Annotated in this window: 25 protein-coding genes; 9 read left to right on the top strand and 16 right to left on the bottom strand. The window is 67.1% G+C overall.

Going from position 1 to position 23,060, the window contains the following annotated elements; all coding sequences use genetic code 11:
* The first annotated feature begins 87 nt into the window (after positions 1-87).
* On the top strand, positions 88-819 hold the full coding sequence (locus tag Q7V15_RS05585) for an IclR family transcriptional regulator (protein WP_304754447.1): 732 nt from the start codon (positions 88-90) through the stop codon (positions 817-819).
* A gap of 107 nt (positions 820-926) precedes the next feature.
* Here the strand turns inward: Q7V15_RS05585 and Q7V15_RS05580 are convergent, their stop codons facing one another.
* The 6 genes from Q7V15_RS05580 to Q7V15_RS05555 all read right to left on the bottom strand — a co-directional run bounded on the left by Q7V15_RS05580 (position 927) and on the right by Q7V15_RS05555 (position 5,533).
* Positions 927-1,109 carry a DUF3606 domain-containing protein gene (locus Q7V15_RS05580; protein ID WP_293320868.1) on the bottom strand — a complete coding sequence of 61 codons (183 nt, stop codon included), beginning with the start codon at positions 1,107-1,109 and terminating at the stop codon, positions 927-929.
* Positions 1,110-1,184: 75 nt separating this feature from the next.
* The gene (locus Q7V15_RS05575) at positions 1,185-1,643 is read right to left on the bottom strand and encodes a DUF3429 domain-containing protein (RefSeq protein WP_304754446.1); all 459 of its coding nucleotides are present in this window, start codon (positions 1,641-1,643) and stop codon (positions 1,185-1,187) included.
* Positions 1,640-2,053: a thiol-disulfide oxidoreductase DCC family protein gene (locus Q7V15_RS05570; protein ID WP_304754445.1), complete on the bottom strand. Its 414-nt coding sequence runs from the start codon at positions 2,051-2,053 to the stop codon at positions 1,640-1,642. The genes Q7V15_RS05575 and Q7V15_RS05570 overlap by 4 nt, the downstream gene beginning before the upstream one ends.
* Positions 2,050-2,865, bottom strand: coding sequence for a DUF3313 domain-containing protein (locus Q7V15_RS05565; protein ID WP_304754444.1), 816 nt, complete (start codon positions 2,863-2,865; stop codon positions 2,050-2,052). Before Q7V15_RS05565 ends, Q7V15_RS05570 begins: the two co-directional genes overlap by 4 nt.
* A gap of 37 nt (positions 2,866-2,902) precedes the next feature.
* Entirely contained in the window at positions 2,903-5,101 is a 2,199-nt protein-coding gene (purL, locus tag Q7V15_RS05560; protein ID WP_304754443.1) for a phosphoribosylformylglycinamidine synthase subunit PurL, read from the bottom strand.
* 102 nt (positions 5,102-5,203) lie between these two features.
* Complete coding sequence (locus Q7V15_RS05555) at positions 5,204-5,533, bottom strand: hypothetical protein (protein WP_304754442.1); 330 nt, start codon at positions 5,531-5,533, stop codon at positions 5,204-5,206.
* Between the two features lie 167 nt (positions 5,534-5,700).
* Between Q7V15_RS05555 and Q7V15_RS05550 the strand changes: the two genes are divergently transcribed.
* Positions 5,701-6,378 carry a nitroreductase gene (locus Q7V15_RS05550; RefSeq protein WP_304754441.1) on the top strand — a complete coding sequence of 226 codons (678 nt, stop codon included), beginning with the start codon at positions 5,701-5,703 and terminating at the stop codon, positions 6,376-6,378.
* Between the two features lie 42 nt (positions 6,379-6,420).
* Here Q7V15_RS05550 and Q7V15_RS05545 read toward each other — a convergent pair whose 3' ends face one another.
* On the bottom strand, positions 6,421-7,557 hold the full coding sequence (locus Q7V15_RS05545) for a PHB depolymerase family esterase (protein ID WP_304754440.1): 1,137 nt from the start codon (positions 7,555-7,557) through the stop codon (positions 6,421-6,423).
* Between the two features lie 352 nt (positions 7,558-7,909).
* Between Q7V15_RS05545 and Q7V15_RS05540 the strand changes: the two genes are divergently transcribed.
* Complete coding sequence (locus tag Q7V15_RS05540; protein WP_304754439.1) at positions 7,910-8,353, top strand: hypothetical protein; 444 nt, start codon at positions 7,910-7,912, stop codon at positions 8,351-8,353.
* 81 nt (positions 8,354-8,434) lie between these two features.
* Here the strand turns inward: Q7V15_RS05540 and Q7V15_RS05535 are convergent, their stop codons facing one another.
* The 4 genes from Q7V15_RS05535 to Q7V15_RS05520 form a co-directional block, all read right to left on the bottom strand.
* The gene (locus tag Q7V15_RS05535) at positions 8,435-8,899 is read right to left on the bottom strand and encodes a DNA-deoxyinosine glycosylase (protein WP_304754438.1); all 465 of its coding nucleotides are present in this window, start codon (positions 8,897-8,899) and stop codon (positions 8,435-8,437) included.
* An 88-nt stretch (positions 8,900-8,987) separates the two neighbouring features.
* Entirely contained in the window at positions 8,988-9,440 is a 453-nt protein-coding gene (locus tag Q7V15_RS05530; protein ID WP_304754437.1) for a hypothetical protein, read from the bottom strand.
* 93 nt (positions 9,441-9,533) lie between these two features.
* On the bottom strand, positions 9,534-11,438 hold the full coding sequence (locus Q7V15_RS05525; RefSeq protein WP_304754436.1) for a methyl-accepting chemotaxis protein: 1,905 nt from the start codon (positions 11,436-11,438) through the stop codon (positions 9,534-9,536).
* 224 nt (positions 11,439-11,662) lie between these two features.
* Positions 11,663-11,917: a DUF3297 family protein gene (locus Q7V15_RS05520; RefSeq protein ID WP_304754435.1), complete on the bottom strand. Its 255-nt coding sequence runs from the start codon at positions 11,915-11,917 to the stop codon at positions 11,663-11,665.
* Between the two features lie 552 nt (positions 11,918-12,469).
* Here Q7V15_RS05520 and Q7V15_RS05515 point away from each other — a divergent pair.
* The 4 genes from Q7V15_RS05515 (at position 12,470) to Q7V15_RS05500 (ending at position 17,647) form a co-directional block, all read left to right on the top strand.
* Entirely contained in the window at positions 12,470-12,997 is a 528-nt protein-coding gene (locus Q7V15_RS05515) for a hypothetical protein (RefSeq protein ID WP_304754434.1), read from the top strand.
* Positions 12,998-13,025: 28 nt separating this feature from the next.
* Positions 13,026-15,035, top strand: a complete 2,010-nt coding sequence (locus Q7V15_RS05510) for a TonB-dependent siderophore receptor (protein ID WP_304754433.1) — start codon at positions 13,026-13,028, stop codon at positions 15,033-15,035.
* A 148-nt stretch (positions 15,036-15,183) separates the two neighbouring features.
* Positions 15,184-17,070 (top strand): methyl-accepting chemotaxis protein, encoded by a 1,887-nt coding sequence (locus Q7V15_RS05505; protein WP_304754432.1) that lies wholly within the window; start codon positions 15,184-15,186, stop codon positions 17,068-17,070.
* Between the two features lie 103 nt (positions 17,071-17,173).
* Positions 17,174-17,647, top strand: a complete 474-nt coding sequence (locus Q7V15_RS05500; protein WP_304754431.1) for a group III truncated hemoglobin — start codon at positions 17,174-17,176, stop codon at positions 17,645-17,647.
* On the opposite strand, the gene Q7V15_RS05495 is transcribed toward Q7V15_RS05500, so the two are convergent.
* From Q7V15_RS05495 to purC, 5 genes are read right to left on the bottom strand one after another with little or no spacing between them, the layout of a single operon-like run.
* Positions 17,606-18,844, bottom strand: a complete 1,239-nt coding sequence (locus Q7V15_RS05495; RefSeq protein ID WP_304754453.1) for an MFS transporter — start codon at positions 18,842-18,844, stop codon at positions 17,606-17,608. The genes Q7V15_RS05500 and Q7V15_RS05495 overlap by 42 nt on opposite strands.
* Positions 18,845-18,885: 41 nt before the next feature.
* A complete protein-coding gene (gene purQ, locus Q7V15_RS05490) occupies positions 18,886-19,548 on the bottom strand; it encodes a phosphoribosylformylglycinamidine synthase subunit PurQ (protein WP_304754430.1) in 663 nt (220 codons plus the stop codon).
* Between the two features lie 60 nt (positions 19,549-19,608).
* The gene (locus Q7V15_RS05485; RefSeq protein ID WP_304754429.1) at positions 19,609-19,995 is read right to left on the bottom strand and encodes a hypothetical protein; all 387 of its coding nucleotides are present in this window, start codon (positions 19,993-19,995) and stop codon (positions 19,609-19,611) included.
* Positions 19,992-20,231 carry a phosphoribosylformylglycinamidine synthase subunit PurS gene (purS, locus tag Q7V15_RS05480; RefSeq protein WP_304754428.1) on the bottom strand — a complete coding sequence of 80 codons (240 nt, stop codon included), beginning with the start codon at positions 20,229-20,231 and terminating at the stop codon, positions 19,992-19,994. The genes Q7V15_RS05485 and purS overlap by 4 nt, the downstream gene beginning before the upstream one ends.
* Complete coding sequence (gene purC / locus Q7V15_RS05475) at positions 20,231-20,986, bottom strand: phosphoribosylaminoimidazolesuccinocarboxamide synthase (protein WP_293318231.1); 756 nt, start codon at positions 20,984-20,986, stop codon at positions 20,231-20,233. Before purC ends, purS begins: the two co-directional genes overlap by 1 nt.
* Before the next feature lie 276 nt (positions 20,987-21,262).
* Between purC and Q7V15_RS05470 the strand changes: the two genes are divergently transcribed.
* Positions 21,263-21,586, top strand: a complete 324-nt coding sequence (locus tag Q7V15_RS05470; protein ID WP_304754427.1) for a DUF1476 domain-containing protein — start codon at positions 21,263-21,265, stop codon at positions 21,584-21,586.
* A 235-nt stretch (positions 21,587-21,821) separates the two neighbouring features.
* Positions 21,822-23,054: a cation:proton antiporter gene (locus tag Q7V15_RS05465; RefSeq protein WP_304754426.1), complete on the top strand. Its 1,233-nt coding sequence runs from the start codon at positions 21,822-21,824 to the stop codon at positions 23,052-23,054.
* Positions 23,055-23,060 lie beyond the last annotated feature (6 nt).

Below are 23,060 nucleotides of genomic sequence, written 5' to 3'. Positions count from 1 at the left end.
AGAAAGGAGTCTATCTGTCGAAATTGTGTTCTGATATTTGGAACAAATGTTGGGTTTAGGGCGACTCGCAGAAACTGGAGGGGAGCGATGGATACGACTGTGGCGAAGGGCATGCTGGTTCTTGAGATGCTGGCCCATGCCCGCCGCCCCATGCGCCTGAGCGCCATCAGCGACGCGGCGGGCCTGCATAAGAGCAACGTCCACCGCCTGCTCGGCACACTGGTGGAGCTGGGCTATGTGGAGCGGGATCCGGAAACGTCGCGCTACTGCGCCTCTCTCCGGACCTGGGAATTGGGCGTCAGCATTATCTCTGCTCATCCCCTGCGGCGGGCGATCTCGCCCCACCTGCAGAAACTTCACGCCTTGACGGGTGACACGGCCATCCTGGTGACCCCAGTCGGCGACGAGGTGCTGTTTCTGGATCGCGTGGCGGCTGCGAGGTTGTTGCGATACACGCCGATGAACGGCACCCGCGCGCCGATGGTCATGACCGCATCAGGGCGAGCCTTCCTGAGTGTGATGGCCGACCCGCGTCCCATCGTCGAGCGCGGACTCAGCGCCGCGCCGTCCGCCCAATTCAGCGTGGAAGAGCTTATGGCCGACATCGCGATCACCCGCGACCGGGGGTACGCCCTCAGCGGCGGACTGACGCCGGGGGCGCTGTCGATCGCCGCGGTCCTGCACGGGCAGGGAGGGCGCCCGGTGGCGGCCATCGCCGTCTCCGGACCGCGAAGAGTGATGCAAGGAGAACACCTTGACGCCGCTATCGAGCAACTGCTCGACACCTGTGCGGAGATTGGCGAGTTGGATGGTGTCTGACTCCGCCGTCAGGCTAGGGGCGCAGCCGCCCGCCGCAGCGGGCTCTAAACTCTAAGTCTTGAGCGCGTTTCGTCCCGATAACCGGTTCCCACCTATCGGAACGCGCTCTAGCGACGCTTGCCCAGTTCGGCCGCGATATCCTTGGTCATGCGGCCGACCTTTCGATGGGCTGCAGTAATCTGGTCGCGGGTCACCCCCCAGCGCTTCATCCAGTACTCCACGGCCTTGCGCTCCGACAGGTCCAGGCGGTCCTTGTCGATGAAGCCGCGCTTGTCCTTCAGACCGGCCATGCTGATGCGCTCCTTCTGGCGTGTTGCGCGATGTTTATCCCGGTCGCGCGGCCGGGGCCATGGGGGCGGGGCGTTTCAGCTCAGGCCGCCGCCTGCGACCAGGGCGATCTGCAGGGCGCCCACGACCGCCAGGGTCAGGCCGACCCGCAGACGACCATACCAGAGCGGCGCCTCGCCTCGACCCACAGTCCAGAGATCATACAGCATCAGCGCCAGGAATGCGGCCGACAGGGCGAGCAGCCCGGGCCCGGCCGGAACCAGAAAGGCGGCCCAGGCGAACAGGGCCGGCAGGACGCTCACCGCCAGGGCCCGAGCCTTGGGGCCGTCGGCGCGGGCCGTCGCCAGACCCCACTGCGCCCCGCCCATGAAGGAGAGGATCACGGCGCCATAGAGCCGCAGGACCCGTTTGGCCTGTTCCGGGGCCAGCAGGCCTGCGCCGTCCAGGACGATCAGCAGGGCCAGGGCGGCGAAGGGGATGACGCCGGCCGCGCCAAGCAGCAGAGCCGCCGGCGGGATTTTCTTGGGCGCGGTCATGAGCGAGGCCCACCGCGCCCGGCCTCCCACCGTCGCACCCAGGTCTGCAGTGCGGGGCGAGCCCGGAGGAAGAGGCGGTAGGCCTGTTCCAGCACCGCGAGCAAAGGTGGCCAGGCGGCGAGTCGGCCCAGGGGGCGGAGGGCCGGTAGCCGCCGCCAGAGCTGCGCAAAGGCCGCGGCGCCTGAGGCGGTCACACCGTCGGCGGTGGTGACATGAAACCGGGCGAGCATGGCCTGCCTTGGAAGGGGCGTCTCGGCGGCCGTCACGAGGTCGACGAACTCCACCTGGCCCTCATCGTCCAGGCGGCGCATCAGGGCGATCTCCCGGGCGCAGAGCGGACAGTCCCCATCATACCAGACGGTCAGGCCGGGCCCGTCCGTAGAGGGGGCGGCCTGTTCAGCCAGGGTCACGGCTGGGACGCCGGATCGACCTGGGGCGCAGCCTGCGCCGGCCGGGCCGCGCTTGCCTCAGGCACATAGAGGCCAGTGATGAACCGGGCGCCGAAGCCCTCGACCCGGAAGCGGGAGCCGAATTCCAGGCAGGGATCTGTTTCTGCAGTGATCTTGCGGGCGGTGTGGTCCTCTGGCGTCATGGCGGCGGCCGCGGCGTCGGCGAAGGGCTCGACAAATTGCAGGGCGTCGCCAATTCGGCTCAGGGAGGGATTGTCGGTGCCGATGGCGCCGGCGGTGCGCCGCCAGACGATGGCGGCGATCTGCTGGCCCGCGGGGTCAAGCAACTCGGCCTCTGCGCCCAGGCCCCCAAGGGTCCCGGGCACGCGGACGCCGATAGGGCCGGGGATGAAGAAGCCGGCGGCGGCGGACGCCGCTGACCCTACCCGACCCGTGGGGATGACCTCAGTGACCGCGGCGCGAACCCGCGGGACATCGGGGGCAGCGTCCGCCCCAGCGATCTCGAACCGCTCTGACAGCTCAAAACATAGCTGGGCGTCGACCTCCCGCAGCATGGCGGTCTGTTCGACGGGCGTCATCCAGGCGCGGGCCTCGGCTTGGGGCGCAAAGACGGCGGGTTCGATCCTCACCGCCTTGACCTGGTCGAGGGCGGCCTTGTCGGAGCGATCCAGGGCGCCGGCGCGAACCATGTCGGCGCGCGGGGAGAGACCCTCATAGCTGGTCAGGAACCGCCCCTGTTGGGGCGTCCCGGCACAGGCGGCCAGGGCGAGCAACAGGAGGGGGGCGGATAGGCGGGAGAGGTTCTGGGACATGACGACCTTAAACGCGAAGGCCGGCACGTGGCTCCGCCTAGCCCATGTACGCCGGCATCCACCCTTCGTATGCATCGCGAAGTTGCGATAGAGGCAGATTAAACAGACCGGTCACCGCCAAGGCGGTCCCGCCGGCCTGACCCACGATCCGCGCGGCCACGCCCGCGGCGCGGGCGGCGGCCAGGATCGGCTCAGCCTCGGCGGCGGCCACCAGATAACGCGCCTGATCTTCGCCAAACAGTTCGGCGTGGGGCGGCAGGGCGCCCTCCAGGTTCAGGGTCACGCCCAGACCGGAAGCCAGGCTCATGTCGGCGGCCGCAGCCACCAGGCCGCCGTCGGAGAGGTCGTGAACCACGGCGATCTGCTCGCCCTTGATCAGGGCGCGCACAAAGTCGCCGACCTTGCGCTCCTGAGCCAGGTCGACCGGGGGGGGCGCCCCGTCCTCGCGGCCGAGAATCTCGCGCAGATACATGCTAGCGCCCAGTTCTCCCCGGGTTTCGCCCAGGAGGATGAGCGTATCCACGGGCCTCAGGCTGGAGAAATCGGCGCGGCGTTCATAGTCGGCGATCAGGCCCACGGCCCCGACGGTGGGCGTCGGCGGAATGGCCTGGCCATTGGTCTCGTTATAGAGCGAGACATTGCCGCTCACGACGGGGAAGTCGAGTTCGCGGCAGGCGAGCGCCATGCCTTCAATGGCCCGGACGATCTGGCCCATGATTTCGGGGCGTTCGGGATTGCCGAAGTTCAGATTGTCGGTGATGGCGATGGGTTCGGCGCCGACGGCGGTCAGGTTGCGCCAGGCCTCGGCCACAGCCTGCTTGCCCCCTTCGAAGGGGTCGTTCTGGACGTAGCGCGGGGTGCAGTCTGAAGTGACGGCGAGCGCCTTTTTGGTCCCATGGACCCGCACAATGCCGGCGTCGGCGCCAGTGGCGGAGTCTTCCATGGTGTCGGCCATGACGTGGCGGTCGTATTGCTCCCAGATCCAGCGCTTTGACGCCATGTCGGGGCTGCCCATCAGTTGGCGCACCGCTGCGGCGTAGTCGGCCGGAGCCGGGACGTCCGCCGGCGCTAGGTGAGGCTGGAGTGCGGGGGCGACCCAGGGGCGGTCATAGAGGGGCGCATCGTCCGACAGGGGCGCCAGCGGCAGGTCGCAGACCACCTGACCTTGGTGGGTCAGCACAATGCGGCCGGTGTCGGTGGTCTGGCCGATGGTGGCGGCGTCCAGGCCCCACTTCTGGAAAATGCGCTGGCCGTCGGCCTCGCGGCCGGGCTTGAGGATGGCCAGCATCCGCTCCTGGCTTTCCGACAGCATCATCTCATAGGCGCTCATGCCCTCTTCGCGCTGGGGCACGGCGTCCAGATTGAGCTCGATGCCGACGCCGCCCTTGCCCGCCATCTCGACGGAGGAGGAGGTGAGGCCGGCCGCGCCCATGTCCTGGATCGCGGCCACGGCGCCGGAAGCCATCAGCTCCAGGGTCGCCTCGATCAGCAGCTTCTCGGCGAAGGGGTCGCCGACCTGAACGGTGGGGCGCTTTTCATCGGAGGCGTCATCGAACTCGGCTGAGGCCATGGTGGCGCCATGGATGCCGTCGCGGCCGGTCTTGGAGCCGAAATAGACCACAGGCAGGCCAGGGCCGGGGGCGGCGGAATAGAAGATCTTGTCGGCGTCGGCCAGGCCCACGCACATGGCGTTGACCAGGATGTTGCCGTCATAGCCGCGATGGAAATTGGTCTCGCCGGCCACGGTGGGCACGCCCACGCAGTTTCCGTAGCCGCCGATGCCAGCGACCACGCCCGACACCAGGCGCTTGGTCTTCGGGTGGCTGGGATCGCCGAAGCGCAGGGCGTTCAGCAGGGCCACGGGGCGCGCGCCCATGGTGAAGACGTCGCGCATGATGCCGCCGACGCCGGTGGCCGCGCCCTGGTAAGGCTCGATATAGGAGGGGTGGTTGTGGCTCTCCATCTTGAAGACGCAGGCCTGGCCATCGCCGATGTCCACCACCCCGGCGTTCTCGCCAGGGCCCTGGATCACCCGCGGTCCCGATGTGGGGAACTTGCCCAGGTGTTTTCGGCTCGACTTGTAGGAGCAGTGCTCGCTCCACATGACCGAGAAGACGCCAAGTTCCACGAGGTTCGGCTCGCGGTTCAGGCGCTGGACGATCAGGTCATATTCTTCGGCCTTGAGGCCGAACTCGGCGGCCGTATCGGCCAGGGATTTCGCAGGCGCAGCGGTCATGGCCGCCTTCTAGCGAGGTTCGGGCCGCAGGGCGATAGGGTGAGGATCACGAACATCGAGCTTGCGGTTCTGGTCGCCGCCAGGAGGCGCAGCGGGCGCGCCCTAGCCGCCGGTGGCGTCGACGACGATGGCGACGGTCTTGCCCCGGGACAGGGGCTCCCATCCAGCCTCAATGGCGGAGGCGATGGCTCTGGCCACCAGTTCGGGGGCGATCTGCGAGGGCTGCAGTTGCGGGGCGCCATACTTGCGCTGCGGGCCGGGGGGAAACTCCACCACGGCTTCACGCTGGCCTTCCTGGTGACGCACGGCGATCGCCATGCCGCGCCACTCTGCGGCGTCGCTGGACCACTGGGGCTGACGTTGGATGCGCCAGACATAGGGGTCCCCATCGACCTGGATCTCAAATTCGGGATTCTGTTTGGTTCGCGCCATCCAAGGGAATTAGCCCGGCCAGGGGCCTCAGGCCACCCCGCGCCGCGGGGAAAACCCTGGCCAGAGGTCCATGGGCGGCCCTAGCCGAGGACCGAGATTGGCGCCGTGGCCGAAAACTGACAGTTCTCCCTCCACCGACACAGCGCCAGAGACCCCAGGGGCCCTTCATGCAGTTTGACGACGTTATCCTCGGCCGCCGCAGCATCCGGGGCTATAAGCCCGATCCGGTTCCCCGGGCGCTGATTGAGGAAATCCTCACCCTGGCCATGCGCGCGCCGTCATCGATGAACACTCAGCCCTGGAACTTCTACGTCATCACCGGCGAGCCGCTGGACCGCATCCGCGCCGGCAACACCGAGCGGATGGTGGCCGGCGTGCCGCAGTCGCGGGAGTTCCGCACCGGCCAGGCCTTCGAGGGTCCGCACCGCGACCGACAGGTCGGCGTGGCCAAGCAGCTGTTCGCCGCCATGGGCATCGCCCGCGAGGACAAGGAGATGCGGCAGGACTGGGTGCTGCGCGGCTTTCGCCAGTTTGACGCGCCGGTGTGTATCATCGTCACCTATGACCGGGTCCTGGACGGCAGCGACGACACCCCCTTCGACTGCGGGGCGGTGACGACGGCCCTGGTCAACGCCGCCTGGTCCCGCGGCCTGGGCGCTGTGATCAATAGCCAAGGCATCATGCAGTCCCCGGTGGTCCGCGAACACGCCGGCATCGCCGAGGATCAGGTGATCATGAAGTCCATCGCGCTGGGCTGGCCCGACGAGACCTTCCCCGCCAACGCCGTGGTGTCTGAACGCAAGCCGGTGGCCGAGGCGACGGTGTTCGTCGGTTTCGACGACTAGGAGATGGAGGCGAGCGACCACTCTGGCTCGCTGACCTCCTGATCACTTCAGACCGGCGCTTCTCAGCGCTTTGGCGATCAGGTCGTGGACCGGACCCGAGACATGACCAGATACTGACCGCATCACCAGCTCGGCCAAGCCCCCTTCGGCGGCGGCGGCGGCGGGGGCGGCCTTGGCCGCTTTCTGCTCCGCCGGCGGGTCGGCGGCGGGGGGCGCGAGACCCCAGAACCGCAGGCTCTCAAGGGACGAAGACACCCCCGCCTCCAGCATGTAAGGCGCGACCGCGCCCGCTCCATCGGGGCCATCCACCGCCAGCGGCGTTCCGTGGCCGAGGCCCGCAATTAGGTGCTTTTCGATCATCACCTGGCCGCCCTCTGGGGATCGCCAGACTGAATGACTCCGCCCTGGCGGCGACCATGTCTCGTCGGGCTCGACCGCCAGGCCGTGCATCCAGGCCCATTGGCCGGCGCTGGCCGCGGCGTTGGCGGGGTTCACGGTGTGATCGGCCGCGCCATGCCAGATCGACACCCGCGGCGTCCGGCCACCCTGGGGCGAGGCGCCCCGCGCCAAGGCGCCGAGCGCCGACGCGTCGCGCCGGTCAGAGCCCCGCATGGCCATCATGGCCTGGCCGACATTGCCCGCCACGCCATAGGGCAGGCCCGCGATGATCGCTCCGCCAGCGAAGATGTCGGGATAGGCCGCCAGCATCACAGCGGCCATGGCCCCGCCTGCCGACAGGCCGCTGACAAAAACCCGCTCGGGGTCAAGTTGGTAGGTGGCGATCGCATGGGCGGTCATGGCGGCGACGGAGGCCGCCTCTCCCTCGCCGCGGGTGATGTCGCCAGATGAAAACCAGGTGAAGCAGCGATTGGGGTTGTTTTGGCTGTTCTGCTCGGGCGCCACCACGGCGAGCCCGTAGCGATCAGCCAAGGCCAGCCAGCCGGCGTCGGCCGCAAAGGCCTCAGCCGTTTGCGTGCAGCCGTGGAGCACCACCACCAGCGGCGCGCCCTTGGGCAAGCCGGCCGGTGCATAGCTCAACATGCGCAGCGCCCCGGGATTGGGACCAAAATCAGCGGTCTCGACCATCTGTTCGGCCGGTCTCCCCCGGCGCGATGCGGCGGTCGGCGCCTTGCGTCTGGCCCGCTTCAAAAGGGCTGTGGTGTCTCCGAGACTCGGCATGGTCGTTCCTATCGGCGGGGGTTCACCCTTAGATAATGCTGCAGCGCAACATAAGCTCACCTGAGGAGACATTTTCTTTTTGCCCGGGACCCAAGCGGCCCTGGCAGGAGGGCCGCGGGCGCGGGCGCCGCCAGTCTGTCGCGAACACTTGTGAGTTGATCAATCCGACCCTGCGGCTCGCCTCCTGCGGGAACCTGTCTGGTCGACTGAGAAGACGCTGTTAACCTTGGCCTGAACTATGGTTAACCGAACCTTGTCAGGTGCGACAATCCGCCCTAACAAGGAACCGTCAGCGTAAGGGGCTGATGGCCGTTCGCCAGCCCTTGGAGACTCTCAACTGGGGATGGTTTTTATGCTTAAGACAGCGTCTTTGACGGTGATCGCGCTTCTGGCCTCGGCCGGGGCGGCGAGCGCGCAGTATCATCCGACCGCGGCCCAGCCGGCCTATCAGAACTGCCCTCCGGGTCACTATCCCGGACATGCTGGCCACGCCAACTGCTACTGCCCACAGGAGCATACCTTCTATCATCCTGGGACCCCCTGGAATGTCCGCCACACGGGCGGCCCGGCGGTCCGGATCTATTCTGCCCCGGTCTATGTGCCCTCGGGTCGGATCGATATTCAGGGGCCGCCGATCTATGTGGAGGCGCCGCCCATCCGCGTCGCGCCGGCCCAGATCTATCTCCATGCCCCCGATGTGCGGGTGAAGCCGTCCCAGGTGACGGTGGAGCCGCCGCAGGTCCATATCGCGCCTTGCCCGGATGGTCGGGTGTGCGGGCCGGTGGCCCACCCCTGATCGTCGCGCCGCGATCATCGGCGGAAGTTTGAACGCCGCCGCCCAGGCCCGGGCGGCGGCGTTTTTGATGTCGGTGGGCGGTTAGTCCGGCAGATGGCGCCTGATCTCACGCCAACGCGCCAGCTTGGCCTCGTAATCCAGGGTGTGGGCGGGGCTGCTTGAGGGCAGGCTTATCAAGCTCAGCCTGGGATTGGTCGCCAGTTGACGTCGCCCAAGCCTCGTCGCCGTCAGACCATTGAACGCCACCGCCTGCAGGTTCGACAGGCCTTCCACCATTTCAGCCAGAGGGTTCGCCTCAATGTCGCGGAGCGCGCCGTCCAGGCTCCCGCGTCGGCGGGCGGAACCGATGGTGTCCCAGAGCCCCACGCCAATTTCCAGCAAGTGGCCAAGGCGGGACTCATAGCCTTCGGGCAGGGGGCGCTCGGTCGCCGCCTCGACCAGCCGCCAGAACTGGTTGCGGGGATGGGCGTAGTACTGGGCTTTGGCCAGGGAGGCCTCGCCGGGCAGGCTGCCAAGGATCAGCACCCGTGTGCGGTGGTCGGCCACAGGGGCGAAGGAAGCCTTGGTGACCGAGGAGGTGGAACCGGGCTCCGTCGAGGCGGCGTCTCGTGGGGGGAGCGGCAGCGCTGGAGCCTCAGTCGACCGGCGCGCAGAAGGCGCGGATTTCTCGGGCGAGGTCCAGATCGCCGCCCTCCAGGGCGACCCGAATGGCGTCGGCGCACTGGTTCTTGGCGGCCAGGGCGGTGACCTCAAGGCGGAGAGACTCTCGGATATCGGCCCGGGCCTTCAGGGCCTGGGCCTCGCGTCGGTCGCCTGGGGTGCACAGGGAGAGCCAGCCGGCGTCGGCGCACCGCCGGATGAGCCGGTCTTGGCGGACGGCTTCGGCGTCCCGGGGAACGCCAGGCGCCAAGTCCTGCGCAGGCGTCGGCTGGCTGGTCCGCGCTGGAGCTGCCGTTTCCGGGCGGTAGATGGCCTCAGGCACGCGATAGCGGCAGACCCAGCCGTCGGCTTCAAAGACGCAGGACTGCAGGGTGGCCTGTCCCTCCTGGGCGAGGAGCGCGAGTGCGAATGCGAAGGCGACTGACACCGGTTACAGACCTCATTCCCTGCGGCCACCGGACGATAGCACCAATGGTGTCGCCGCCCCAAGACTGCGCCTGGGGCGGCGACATCAAGGTCGCTAGAAGTCGGTCCAACGGTCAGGGGCCGCATCGACCGCCACCTTGCGCATGGTCGCGCCTTGGCGGATGACGGAGAGCCGGGGCTTCGCCCGCGGGGTTACGACCTGCATCCGGACCCGGCTGATCTGGAAGCCGGTCACCAGCTGGGACAGTTCAAGGGACTGTTCTGAGAGCGTCCGACTGGCGGCGGTGGATTCCTCGACCATGGCGGCGTTCTGCTGGGTCATCTGATCCATATGGCTGACGGCGGTGTTCACCTGGGCGAGGCCCGACGCCTGCTCCTGAGCGCTGGCGGCGATCTCGGTGACCAGATCGGTGATTTGGCTGACCTGGCCGGCGATGCGCCGCAGTGCCTCGCCGGTCTTACCCACGAGATCCACCCCCGCGCCCACCTGCTGGGCGGAGTTGGAGATCAGCACCTTAATTTCCTTAGCGGCCTGGGCCGAGCGTTGGGCGAGCGCCCGCACCTCGGAGGCCACGACGGCGAAGCCGCGCCCGGCCTCTCCCGCCCGGGCGGCCTCGACTCCGGCGTTCAAGGCCAGAAGGTTGGTCTGGAAGGCGATCTCGTCGATCACCCCAATGATCTGGCTGATCTGATTGGCCGAGCTCTCGATATGACCCATGGCCGCCACGGCGTCGGCGACGATCTCGCCGGAGGTCTGGGCGTCGGCCCGGGCGGCGTTGACGACGCCGTGCGCCTGTCGGGCGCCGTCGGCGGTCTTGCTGACCGTGACGGTGATCTGCTCCAGGGCCGCGGCGGTCTCCTCCAGGCTGGCGGCCTGCTGTTCGGTGCGCCGGGACAGTTCGTCAGCGCCGGAGCTGACCTCCTGAGCGCTGCTGCGCAGGCTGCTGGTGGAGGCGTCGAGGGTGGCGATGGTGTCGTGCAGACGGGCGATGGCGGTGTTGAAGTTGACGCGCAGGCCCTCATAGCCCTCGGGGAAGGCGACATCGATGGTGAAGTCCAGCTTGCCGGCGGACAGGTTCTCCAGACCATCGGCCAGAGTCTGGACAACCAGGGCCTGGGCCCGGGCGGCCTCGGCGCGCTCGGCCTCGTTGGCCTGCCGTTCGGCCGCGGCAGCCGCGTCCCGGGCGGTCTCGGCGGCGGTGAGTTCGGCCACCTTCAGCCCGTTCTGGCGGAACACTTCGACGGTGCGGGCCATGACGCCGATCTCATCCCCACGCTCGGTTTCCGACACCGGGATTCGATAGTCGCCGCCCGCCAGGACGGACATCACCCGCGACAGACGGTCGACGGGCTGGGTGATTGAACGGGTGGTGAGCCAGGAGGCCAGAACCGCCAGCAGGGCGGCGCCCAGGAGGGAGGTGAGGGCCAGGGTCTGGAAGCCGCTGGCCGCCTTCTCAACCTGGCCGCCGACGGCCTGATTGCGGGACTCCTGAAGGTCGATGAAAACATTGATCGTCTTCAGCCATTCCCCGAACAGGGGGCCGACCTCGCTGTTGAGCAGGGTGCGGGCCGCGTCGGTCTGGCCCTGGGACTGCAGATTGATCACCTGGGCGACCAGGGGGTTGGTGCGGGCCTGGGTGGCGGCGATCTCGTTGACGATCTGTTGCTCGTCCGCGGAGGCGGAGGCCATCATCTCGGCCATCAGCGACTCGTTTTGCGCATAGTCGGCGGCGAGCCTATCAATGAGCTCCAGTTGCGCCTGCACCTGCCGGGGATCCTCCAGGATCACCACGTCTCGGATGGCGATCGCGCGGTCATGGACGCTACCCCGGAAATTGATCGCATAGCGCTGCTTCACGCTGTTGACCTGATTGATCTGAGCCAGGTTGTCCTTGACCTGATTGATCTGTGCGATCGAACCGATGGTCAGCCCCGTCATGAGCACAAGCAGAAATAGAAATCCAGTAACGATACGCGTGGAAATCTTGAACCGATGCACGAAGGTTTACTCCAACCAGAGGGCGAGAAATATCGCGCCCTGCGTGTGTCAGGTTGGGGTAAATCAGTTGTTTATTTTTATAGACCGGCGCTACTAGAAATACGCGTTTTGAGTAGAAAGCGTGACCATGAAAACTGAGGTGTGGGAAATTTCCCATTCAGATTAATGAAATCAAGCGATGCATTTATTCATAGCGCTGTGCGACTCGGCGTGGTGATCTCAAGTCAGGCTTCAGCATCGCGGAAATAGGGCTCGACCTCGCCCTGGAGCTTGACCGTCACAGGGTTGCCCTTGCGGTCGAGGGTCTTGCCCACCGCCAGCCGCACCCAGCCCTCGCTGACGCAGTACTCATCGACATTGTTCTTGTCGACGCCCTTGAACCGGACGCCCACCCCGCGCGCCAGGACGGCCTCGTCGTAGTGCGGGCTGTCGGGGTTGGTGGCCAGGCGATCGGGGGGCGTGTCGGCGGTCATGGTCATGGGCTCCACAGGTCGGCAGGTTCATAGGGCAGATGGCCGTCGCCACAAAGCCCCTACGAATCCGCGGGCGACGCGACTCTCGGCGCGGTCAGGCGGGTCGAAGAACCAACCCTGCCAACGTGCGCTCAATGCTGCGCCGCAACCTTGAGGGCCTCGTGGAGGGGGGTGCGACAATCCTGCCGGCCCCTGCGACATTCCGCCTTACTTCCTAGCACCTGTTGGCGAGGCTGCGAGATAAAATCGACGATGAATAGCGGTAATCATCGCCAAACACTTAGGCGTCTAGCAATTGAGAGAAGTGCGATAGATGTATATGTCTATATAATATTGACGTCAAAGGGGGTGGTTACGAACATCGTGGATCGATTTTGTCTGTCTTATGGGAAAACTATACGCTATAAATCACCTTATATATTCACTTACTACAGTAGTGTGTGGACGGAAATCGACCGCGCGCCGTCCCTCGTGTGGCGGTGGTTAAGGTTCTGTTTGCCTCTCTAAGGTCGTTATCCGGCCATTCAGGCCCGAAAAAATCGGGTGAGGGGATCATTCATGTTCACACGCTACGCCAAGCCAGCGCTTGCTGTTTTGTGCGCCGCCGCGCTGGCCCTGCCGGCCGTGGCCCACGCTGACGCCGCCAAGAACCTGCAGGTCGCAGGTCGCGCCCTGACCTTCCTGGAAGGTGGTCCGACCGGAACGACCCGGATGGGGGTCGTCTTCGACCCGTCCAAACCGGCCTCGGTGGCCGAGAAGAACGCCGTCATGGCCGCCATCGGCGCAGGCTATGACGCCGGCGCCGTCAAGCTGGTGGGTACAGCGGTCGAGGCCGGAGCCGTCGCGGGCTCCAACGCCCAGGTCCTGTTCGTCACGACCGGCGTGAACTACGCCGCCGTCGGCGCCGCCGCCAAGAGCAAGAAGATCATCACCATCTCGTCAGACGCCGCCTGCGCCAATTCCGGCGCCTGCGTCATGGCCGTGGCGACCCAGCCCAAGGTCGAAATCATCGTCAATCGTGCGACGGCCTCGGCCGTGGGCGCCGCCTTCAAGGCCGCCTTCCGCATGATGATCAAAGAAGTCTGAGCCGGCGCGACGCCAGGAGCCATCACCCATGTCTAAGTCCTTCTTGTTCGCCGGCGCCGCCGCCGGCCTCGTGCTCGCCGCCGCCCTGCCGGCCGGCGCTCAATCCATCGACTACGGCTCGCTCGAGATGCTGTTCAATGAGCCGGTGACCACCAGCGCCACCGGCTCGCCGCAGCGCGCCAGCCAGGCGCCGGTCGATATGGACATCATCTCCGCCGAGGCGATCCGTCGCTCAGGCGCCACTGACCTGCCGACCATCCTGTCCCGCGTGGCCGGGGTCGACATCCAGGCCTGGAGCGCCGGCCACGCCGATGTGGGCGTGCGGGGCTACAACCAGGCCCGTTCGGCTCGCCTGCTGGTGCTGGTCAACGGCCGCCAGGCCTATCTCGACCACTATGGCTATACGGCCTGGTCGACCTTGCCGGTGCGCCTTGAGGAAATCCGCCAGATTGAGGTGGTGAAGGGACCCAACTCCGCCCTGTTCGGCTTCAACGCCGTGGCCGGCGTGGTGAACATCATCACCTATAATCCGAAATTCGACGACGAGGGCTTCGCCACTGCGCGGGCAGGAACCGGCGGCTACGGGGAACTCGCCCTGGGTCACACGGTCAAGCTCGGCGACCGCGTTTCGGCCCGCCTGACGGCCGGCGCATCGCAGCAGGACGAGTGGGACAACAACACCGGTTCGGCCGACCGCCTGTTCTATGACGCCGAACGCCTGACGGCCAACCTCGACACTGTGGCGCAACTGACCGACAAGCTCGAGCTGCGGGTGGAGGGCGGCTACGCCAACACCAAGCAGACCGACATCATCTCGACCTATGCCTACGCTCCGGCCAAATATCTCGCCCACTCGATCAAGGGCACCCTGACCTGGGATTCTCAGTTCGGCCTGATCCAGGCGGCCGCCTATCAGAACGATCTGACGGTCAAGACCGAGATCGCCGCGGTTCCGACCCTGTATGAGAACACCATCCGCGTGTTCAGCCTGCAGAACCTGTTCAAGGTCGGCGCCCAGCACACCTTCCGGGTGGGCCTGGAGCATCGCAACAACGAGATGCCCACCGCCCCGGTCCGCGGCGCGACCATCAGCTACGACGTGGCCTCGGTCTCTGGCATGTGGAACTGGCAGGTCAGCGACGCCTTGGCGGTGACCGCAGCCGCCCGCTACGACTCCCTGGAGCTGAAGCGCGAAGGCGTCTTCCCCGCCGGCCTGCCGCCGCTTGGCAACGCCCTCTGGGATCGGAGCCTGGAGGAGACCACCTACAATCTTGGCGCGGTGTGGACCGCCACGGCGTCTGACACCTTCCGGGCCACCTACGCCCGCGGCGTCCAGCTGCCGACCCTGGTGGATCTTGGCGGCCTGCAACTGGTGGCGGTGACCCCGACCTTCCGCGGCGCTTTCGGCGGCAATCCGACGCTTGAGCCTACCGTGGTGACCAATTTCGGCCTGGCCTATGACCGCGACATGCCCCAGTTCGGCGGCAAGGTCGGGATCCGCCTCTTCGCCCAGAAGAGCGAGGATATCAAAGGCCAGCCCAATGCGGTCCAGGCCGACCTGCCGGCCACCCCCGTCAGTCTGCCGGTCTACACCTTCGTCAACATCGGCGAGTCCGAGATGAAGGGCGTGGAGCTGACCGCGGAGGGCCGTTACGCCGACGGCTTCTATTGGAACGCCAACTACGTCTTCACCGACGTCGAGGAGTCGATTAACGCCGGCTACAACGCCGCAACCCGGTATGCGGCCTTCGCTTCGACCACGCCCGAGCATCGGGCCAACCTGAACATCGGCTGGTCCAACGACCTGTGGTCGGTGGACACCTTCGCCCGCTACGAAGGCGACAAGGCGCTCTACTACAACGCCGCGCTCCAGCCGGTGGATGGCCACATGACCTTCGCCGGCCGTGTCGCCCGCGAGCTTCCCTACGGCATGACCCTCGCCGTCAGCGGGCAGAACCTGCTCGACGACGCCCAGCGCCAGACCAGCGGCCTGGCCGCCGAGCGCCGGGTGTTCATGACGCTCAGCAAGGACTGGTGATCGCCATCGGCTCCATCCTCCCCCCTCCCCCGAGGGTGGGGCCGCCCCAGGGGGCCGCGTCGAGCAGGGCGCGGTCCCCTGTCTACTTTTCCAGCCTTCTTCTGCGCGCACCCCCGTCAAATCGGCGATGGACCACCGGAGACCTGACATGAAATCGCTTCGCTTCGCCGATCTGTCCCTGGTGGTGAAGATGGCGCTCGCGCCCCTGTTCGCCGTGGTGATGCTGGCGGTGATCACAGGCGGGGCCTTCATCAGCCAGCAGCAGCAGGCCCAGGCCCTGGACCGGATCGTCAATGAGGACATGCAGGCTGGCCTGGAGCTGGCGGCGGTCTCCCGGCGGGTCGCGGTGGCCCACCTGAACATTTATCAGCTGCTGACACGCCAGGCCGGCGCGGCCGATCCGTTCACAGCGCCGGATTCCTCGGCGGAGCTTGTGGAGCTGGTGGGCGAGGTCGACGCCATCAAGGCCGATCTGGAGGCGCTGAAACCGCGCCTGCCAGCCGACGAACAGGCGAGGTTCACCGAGCTCGCCCAAGACCTCACCGACTACCGGGACGGAGTGGAGGTCGTGGGCTCAATGATGGCGGTGGACTTCGGCACAGCGGTGGCCTTCGTCCAGCCCTTCGAAGAACATTATGCCCGCATGACCAAGACCCTGGAGCAGGCGACAGCCGCCATCCAGTCCGGCGCCGAGCAGCGCGCCGCCCAGAGCGCGGCCCAAGGTCAGCTTGCTGGGCGCATCTTCATGATCGGGTCCCTGATCACCCTGCTGGCGGTGGCGGGCCTGTCAGTGGTGGTCGTGCTTGGGATACGGCGGGCCATCGACAGTATCGCCGGCGCGGCTGAAGCCCTGGCGTCCGGCGACGACGCGCAGGATCTCGACCGCCTGGAACGCAGCGACGAACTGGGCGCCATCGTGCGGGGCCTGCGGGTCTTCCAGGACAATCAACGGAGCCTGGCCGCCCTGAACCAGGCTCAACAGGCCAGTAGCCAGCGCGAAGCCGCCATGCGCGATCAGGTCGAACAGGAGCGCGCAGCCACCCAGGCCGCCCAGGCCGCCGTCGTCCAGGCGCTGGCGACAGGCCTGTCGCGCCTGTCGGACGGCGACCTCACCTCGCGCCTCACCGACCCCTTCACCAGTGAGTACGAGCAGCTACGCGCCGACTTCAATGGCGCCGTCGCCAAGCTGCGGGACGCCATGGGGGTGATCAGCGCCAACGTCACCCAGATCAGCTCCGGCGCCGATGAGATCGCCGGCGCGTCTGACGACCTCGCCCGGCGGACCGAACAGCAGGCGGCCAGCCTCGAAGAGACCGCCGCGGCCCTGGACGAGATCACCGCCACGGTGCGCAAATCCGCCGAAGGCGCCAGTCATGCCCGCACGGCCGTGCTGACCGCCCGCTCCGGCGCAGGCGAAGGGGGCAAGGTCGTCGAGCAGGCCATCGCCGCCATGGGCGGGATCGAGAAGTCTTCGGCCGAAATCACCCAGATTATCGGTGTGATCGACGAAATCGCCTTCCAGACCAACCTGCTGGCCCTGAACGCCGGGGTTGAGGCCGCCCGCGCGGGCGACGCCGGCCGCGGGTTCGCCGTGGTCGCCTCCGAAGTCCGGGCCCTGGCCCAGCGTTCGGCCGATGCGGCCAAGGAGATCAAGACCCTGATCAGCACCTCCACCCAACAGGTGGGCGCCGGTGTCGATCTGGTCGGACGGACTGGCGCAGCCCTGCGCCAGATTGTCGTGCAGGTGGAGCAGATCGACGCTCTGGTGGGCGAAATCGCCGCCAGCGCTCAGGAGCAGGCTGTGGGCCTCAACGAGGTCAATGATGCGGTCAACCGCATGGATCAGGTGACCCAGCAGAACGCCGCCATGGTCGAGCAGGCGACCGCCGCCAGCCACGCCCTGCGCGGCGAGGCCGCCGAGCTGAGCCGGCTGGTGGGTGAGTTCCGCATTAGTGAGGGATCGGGGACGCAGGGTTCGCAAGGCCCATCGACGCCCCGGCAGATGACCGAGCGCCTTCGTCAGGCCTATGGCTGAGGCCGCCTTCCGCCTGTCGACCGACAAAGGGCCTCGGTAGTCGCCCTGAGTGGCGGGCGGGACGGACCCGCGGCACAATGGCCTCATGCAGGATGAGGAACTGATGGCCCACCGCGCCGCCGCGGCCGCCCGTCGGCGACTGGAGGCGCCAGGCGTCGCCGTCGGTGTCACCGAAGAGCTGATCGGCGCCCAGGTTCACGCCTTCTACGGCCGGGTGCGGGACGACCCCATGCTGGGTCCCATCTTCGAGGCCAAGATCGACGACTGGGACGCCCATCTGGCTAAGCTGTGCGACTTCTGGTCCTCGGTCCTGCTGATGACGGGGCGGTTCAAGGGCGCGCCCATGCCCGCTCACGCGCGGCTGGTCGGTGTCGGCGGACCCCACTTCGCCCATTGGCTGGAGATCTGGCGGGCGACGGCGCGGGAGACATGTCCGCCGCTGGCGGCGGACATGTTCATCGCTCGAGCGGAGATGATCGCCCGTAGCCTGCAGATGGGCATGGCCATGGCGCGGGGCGAACTTCCGCCCCTACGTTCAGCGCCGTCCCCCCAGACCGATCAGGACGGCGGCGGGTAGGATCAGAACGCCGGCCAGGACAAAGGGCGCCCAGGTCCCGACCCCTGAAAACAGGAATCCCGCCATGACCGGACCCAGCACCCGGGCCGCAGCGCTGGAAGCGTTGTTGGCGCCCAGGGTCTCGCCCTGACGGTCAGCCGGGGCGGCGCGGGAGATCAGGGATGAGGTGGCTGGTTGGCTGGTGGTGTGGCCGATCACCAGAATGATCATCAGAATGATGGCCACGGTGACCGGCGGCCCCAGGGCCTCCAGGAACAGGAAGACGGAGGTCACGGTCAGGCCGATCAGCACCGTCGGCCGCTCACCGATCTTCCGCACGGCCCACCCGGCCAGCAGGCCCTGGCTGGCCGCCGCCGCGACGCCGGTCAACGCCATGACGAAGCCGATCATTCTCGGGTCCCAGCCATATTCCGCCGCGCCCCAGAGGCCGAAGATGGACCACATGGCCGAGAAGCCGGCGAAGGAGAGGAAGGTCCCGCCCATCAGCCGCCGCAAGGTCGGGTCGCTCAGGGTGTGGGCCAGGGCCTGAAGGGGGCCTGGGCGCGCCGCGCCAGCCGCCGCCCGCGTCCGGCTCTCGCGCACAAAGACCGCCGCGCCCAAGGCGCCGGCGACGCAGAGCGCCGCAGCGGTGAGCAGCGGCGGCTGAAAGCCGGCGGCGCCCAGTTCAGGACGGGCCAACAGGCCGCCCAGCAGGGGGCCGACGACAAAACCGATGCCAAAGGCTGAGCCGATCAGACCCAGGCGGCCCGCCAGTTTTTCCTTCGGCGTAACATCGACGATATAGCCCTGGATGGTGGAGATATTGCCGCTGAACACTCCGGCCACGGCGCGGGCGGCGACGGCGAACCAGATGTTCGGCGCATAGGCCAGGGCCACATAGCCGAGCGCGGCCATCAAAATGGTGCCGAGGATCACCGGCTTTCGGCCGATCTTGTCCGACAACCGCCCCCAGATCAGCTCGCCGAAGAACTGGCCGGCGGCGAACACCGCAAACATCAGGGTGACTTGCCAGGCGGTGGCGCTGAACACCACGGCGTAGAAGGGCAGGAGCGGGATCACCACCCCAAAGCCGATCAGGCTCAGGAACACCACGCCCATCAGGACAGGAACGGCGAGAGGACTGGGGGGCGGCAGGGCGGACTCGGCGGACGACATGGGGTTGCGCATAGCCCGCCTTGGCCAGTCAGACCAATCTATTGCGCTGTTCGCCGTAACGGGTCGTTGAAACGCCGCTCAGCTCAGGCGCTGGCCAGCGCGCTCTGGAACAGGATGGCGCCGTCGGCCGAGCCGAGTTCGGCCTCAAACGCCCGGTCAGGGTGGGGCATCATGCCCAACACATTGCCCTTGGGATTGACGATGCCGGCGATGTCCCGGGCCGAACCATTGGGATTGTCGCGGTAGCGGAACACCACCTGACCCTCGCCCTCCAGCCGGTCCAGGGTGGCTTCGTCGGCGAAATAGTTGCCCTCCCCATTGCCCACGGTCATCACCACCTCGCGGCGGCCGCCATAGCCTGAGGTGAAGCGTGTCTGGGCGTTGGTGACCTCCAGGGCCACGGGCTTGCAGACATATTTCAGCCGCTCGTTCTGCAGCAGGGCGCCGGGCAGCAGACCCGCCTCGCAGAGCACCTGAAAGCCATTGCAGATGCCCACCGTCGCCACGCCGCGCTCAGCGGCGGCCTTGACCTCGGCCATCACTGGCGAGAGGGCGGCCATGGCGCCGCAGCGCAGATAGTCCCCATAGGAAAAGCCCCCCGGCAGGACAATCAGGTCCAGCCCGCCGGGCAGGGCGGTGTCCCCGTGCCAGACCATCTCGACCTGGGCGCCGGTGGAGCGCTCCACGGCGACCTTGCAGTCGCGGTCGCAGTTGGAGCCGGGGAAGACGATGACGGCGGCTTTCATGTCGCGTTCGAACCTGGTCGTTCCAAAGTTGAGTCGGCCTGGGGGCCGGGCGGCGTGTCGTCACCGGGCGGCGGCGATCGACTCCCAATAGTCGAGAAGTTCGTCATAGGCGGCGGGATCACCCAGGGCGCAGCCTTCGTGCTGCATCACTCGAGCCCCATCCCGCCGGGTCGCGGTCTGGATAAACACCGCCGGGTGGGCCGGCGCCTCGGGCCTGGTGAATATATAGGAAGCCCGACCGGTCTCTTCGTTGAAGATCTCGTAGGGCTCTCCGGGCGCGTCTGGCGCGGGCTTGACGCCGGGGCGAGCGAGGATGCCGGCGCGGATCGCCTCATACCCCGCGGCGCAGTCCAGCGTGAAGGGCGCTCCCGAACTGGGAGCCGCAGGCGCGCAGGCCGAAAGGCCAAGGGCCACCAGCCCGGACGCCAGGACGCCCCACAATTTCACGCCAGTTCGACCCGGTAGCTTTCGATGACCGTATTGGCCAGCAGCTTGTCGCACATGGCCTTGACCTCGGCCTCGGCGGCGGCGCGATCGTCGGCCGCCAGGTCGAATTCGATGGTCTTGCCGACGCGGACGCCCTCGACGCCCGACCAGCCCAGGCCGTGGAGGGCCTGTTCGACGGCCTTGCCCTGCACGTCCAGGACGCCGGGCTTGAGGAAGACGTGAACCTTGGCCTTCACTAGTGCAGTCCTCCTTGGATTACGGTGGGCATCTCTTTCATGATGCCCAGGCGGCGCGCCACCTCGGTGTAGCTCTCGATCACATCGCCCAGGTCGCGGCGGAACCGGTCCTTGTCGAGCTTCTCATTGGTGGTCGAGTCCCACAGGCGGCAGGAATCCGGGCTGATCTCATCGGCCAGGATGACCCGGCCAAAGTCGTTCTCCCAGACGCGGCCGAACTCGATCTTGAAGTCCACCAGGGTGATGCCGACCGCGCCGAACATGCCGGTAAGGTAGTCATTGACCCGCAGGGTGAGCGCCATGATGTCGTCGATCTCCTGGGTCGAGGCCCAGTTGAAGGCGGTGATGTGCTCCTCGGTGACCATCGGGTCGTGGAGCTTGTCGTCCTTCAGGAAGAACTCAATGATCGAGCGGGGCAGGGCCTGGCCTTCCGGCAGGCCAAGCCGGGTGGAGAGCGAGCCCGCGGCGATGTTGCGGCACACCACCTCCAGCGGAATGATCTCCACCTCACGGATCAGCTGCTCGCGCAGGTTCAGCCGCTTGATGAAGTGGTTCTGCACCCCGATGGAGTTCAGACGGGTCATCACGAACTCGCTGATGCGGTTGTTGATGACGCCCTTGCCCTCCAGCACGGCCTTCTTGGTCGCGTCGAAGGCGGTGGTGTCGTCCTTGAAGTACTGGATCAAGGTGCCAGGTTCCGGACCCTCGTAGAGGATCTTGGCCTTGCCCTCGTAAATCTTTTTGCGGCGGGTCATTTGCAACGCCTTCTCCCAGAACGAGGGCTTGCCGCCATCGGAAATGAAAAAACGCGCGCAGCGGTCTCCACGCGCGGTTCCGACTCGGCCTCTCGTTCGACATGAGGCGGGCGGAAATTAGCGGAAGGGCGCGCCGTGCGCAAACCTTGCGCTTGCGTCCTTTTGTAAGCCCCCCCCGGTGGCCGATTGCGAACGTCAGGCAAGTCGTCTGTTTCGATTGCGGGGCCGCCCGCCGGGAGGTATGCACCCTGCGATGTGTCGCTTATCGGGGAACGCATGACCACGTTTGACGATCGTGAGAGGGGCTTCGAAAAGAAGTTCGCGCTCGATCAGGAACAGGAATTCAAGGCCAGCGCGCGGCGCAACCGCATGCTGGGCGAATGGGCGGCTGGCCTGATGGGCCTGGCCGAGGACAGCGTGGCGACCTATGCCCAAGCCGTGGTTCGCTCCGATCTGGAGCAGCCGGGCGAGGAAGACGTGCTGCGCAAGGTCTTCGAAGACCTAAAAGGCTCTGGCGTCCAGGTCTCCGAGGGCGAAGTCCGCATGAAGATGGACGAGTTCATGGCCCAGGCTCGCGAACAGGTTCGCGGCGGCCAGTAGGTCGGCTTCGGCGGCTGAGGCCGCTCCCGTCCCATTCTATCCGTCCCGGCAGGCCGGCGGTGGCGCTCCCATAGGGCGCGGCCGCCTGACGCTTGTTCGTGAGGCGCCAAGGCCTACGCCGCGCTCAGTGGCGACGGGCGCGCAGATCGGTTACCCGTAGAGCACCTGCCGACATCGCGGACGGCGACGGGCTGCGCGTATGCTGGTCCGACCGCGCGCCGCGTTCGGAGATGCGATGCCCCACGACGACTCCCTGATCCTGACCCTGGTGGCCGGCTTCGTCCTGGCCTTCGTGTTCGGCATGCTGGCCAACCGGCTGAAGCTCTCGCCGCTGGTGGGCTATCTGCTGGCCGGCGTGGCGGTGGGGCCGTTCACCCCCGGTTGGGTGGCCGATGTGTCCCTCGCCGGGCAACTGGCTGAGATTGGGGTGATCCTGCTGATGTTCGGGGTTGGCCTGCACTTTTCGCCGGCCGACCTTCTGAAGGTGCGCAAGGTGGCGGTGCCGGGCGCCCTGGTGCAGATCGCCGTCGCCACGGTCCTGGGATGGGGGGCAGGGCGGCTGATGGGCTTTGGCGACGGGGAGGCGGCGCTCTTTGGCCTGACCCTGTCGGTGGCCTCGACGGTCGTGCTGTTGCGTGCCATCGAGGAGCGAAAGGCGCTCAAGACCGAGGCCGGTCAGACCGCCGTGGGCTGGCTGATCGTCGAGGACCTGGTGATGGTCATCGCCCTGGTGCTGGTGCCGTTGATGGCGGTCAGTCAGGCCGCCGCCTCGGCCGGTGAGGTGGCGTTGAGTATCGGCTCGACCCTGCTGCAGATCGCCATCTTCATCGCCTTCATGATGATCGTCGGATCGCGGGCCCTGCCCTGGCTGCTGGTGCGGATCGCCCACACCAGGTCTCGCGAACTCTTCACCCTGGGCGTGCTGTCCATCGCGCTCGGCATCGCCTATCTGGCCTATGCGGTGTTTGGCGCGTCCTTCGCCCTTGGAGCCTTTGTGGCCGGCGTGGTGCTGAGCAGCTCGCCGCTTGGCCAGAACGCGGCGGAGCGGTCATTGCCCCTGCGGGACGCCTTCGCCGTGCTGTTCTTTGTCTCGGTGGGCATGCTTTTTGATCCCGCCGTGATCGTCGAGCGACCGCTCGCCCTGATCGCTGTGGTGCTGATCGTCGTGGTCGGCAAGTCCGCCGCGGCGCTCGCCATCACCAGCCTGTTCAGGCTGGAAAAACGCTCCAGCCTGATGATCGCCGCCAGCCTCGCCCAGATCGGCGAATTCTCCTTCATCCTGGCCGGAGTCGGGGTGTCAGCAGGCCTCATGGCCCGGGAGACCCACGACCTGGTCCTGGCCGGAGCCCTGATCTCGATCCTGGCCAACCCCTTCGTCTTCCGACTGGCGGATAGGCTAGGGCGGTCAAAGGACCAGGAGCCGCCGGCGGGCGGCGAAAGAGACGCGCCCGCTCAGGCCCAGGCCTGAGAGCGC

It is taken from the genome of Phenylobacterium sp. (assembly GCF_030651755.1).
In the GTDB taxonomy this organism is placed as follows: Bacteria; Pseudomonadota; Alphaproteobacteria; order Caulobacterales; family Caulobacteraceae; genus Phenylobacterium.
This window is presented reverse-complemented; position numbering and strand designations above follow the sequence as displayed.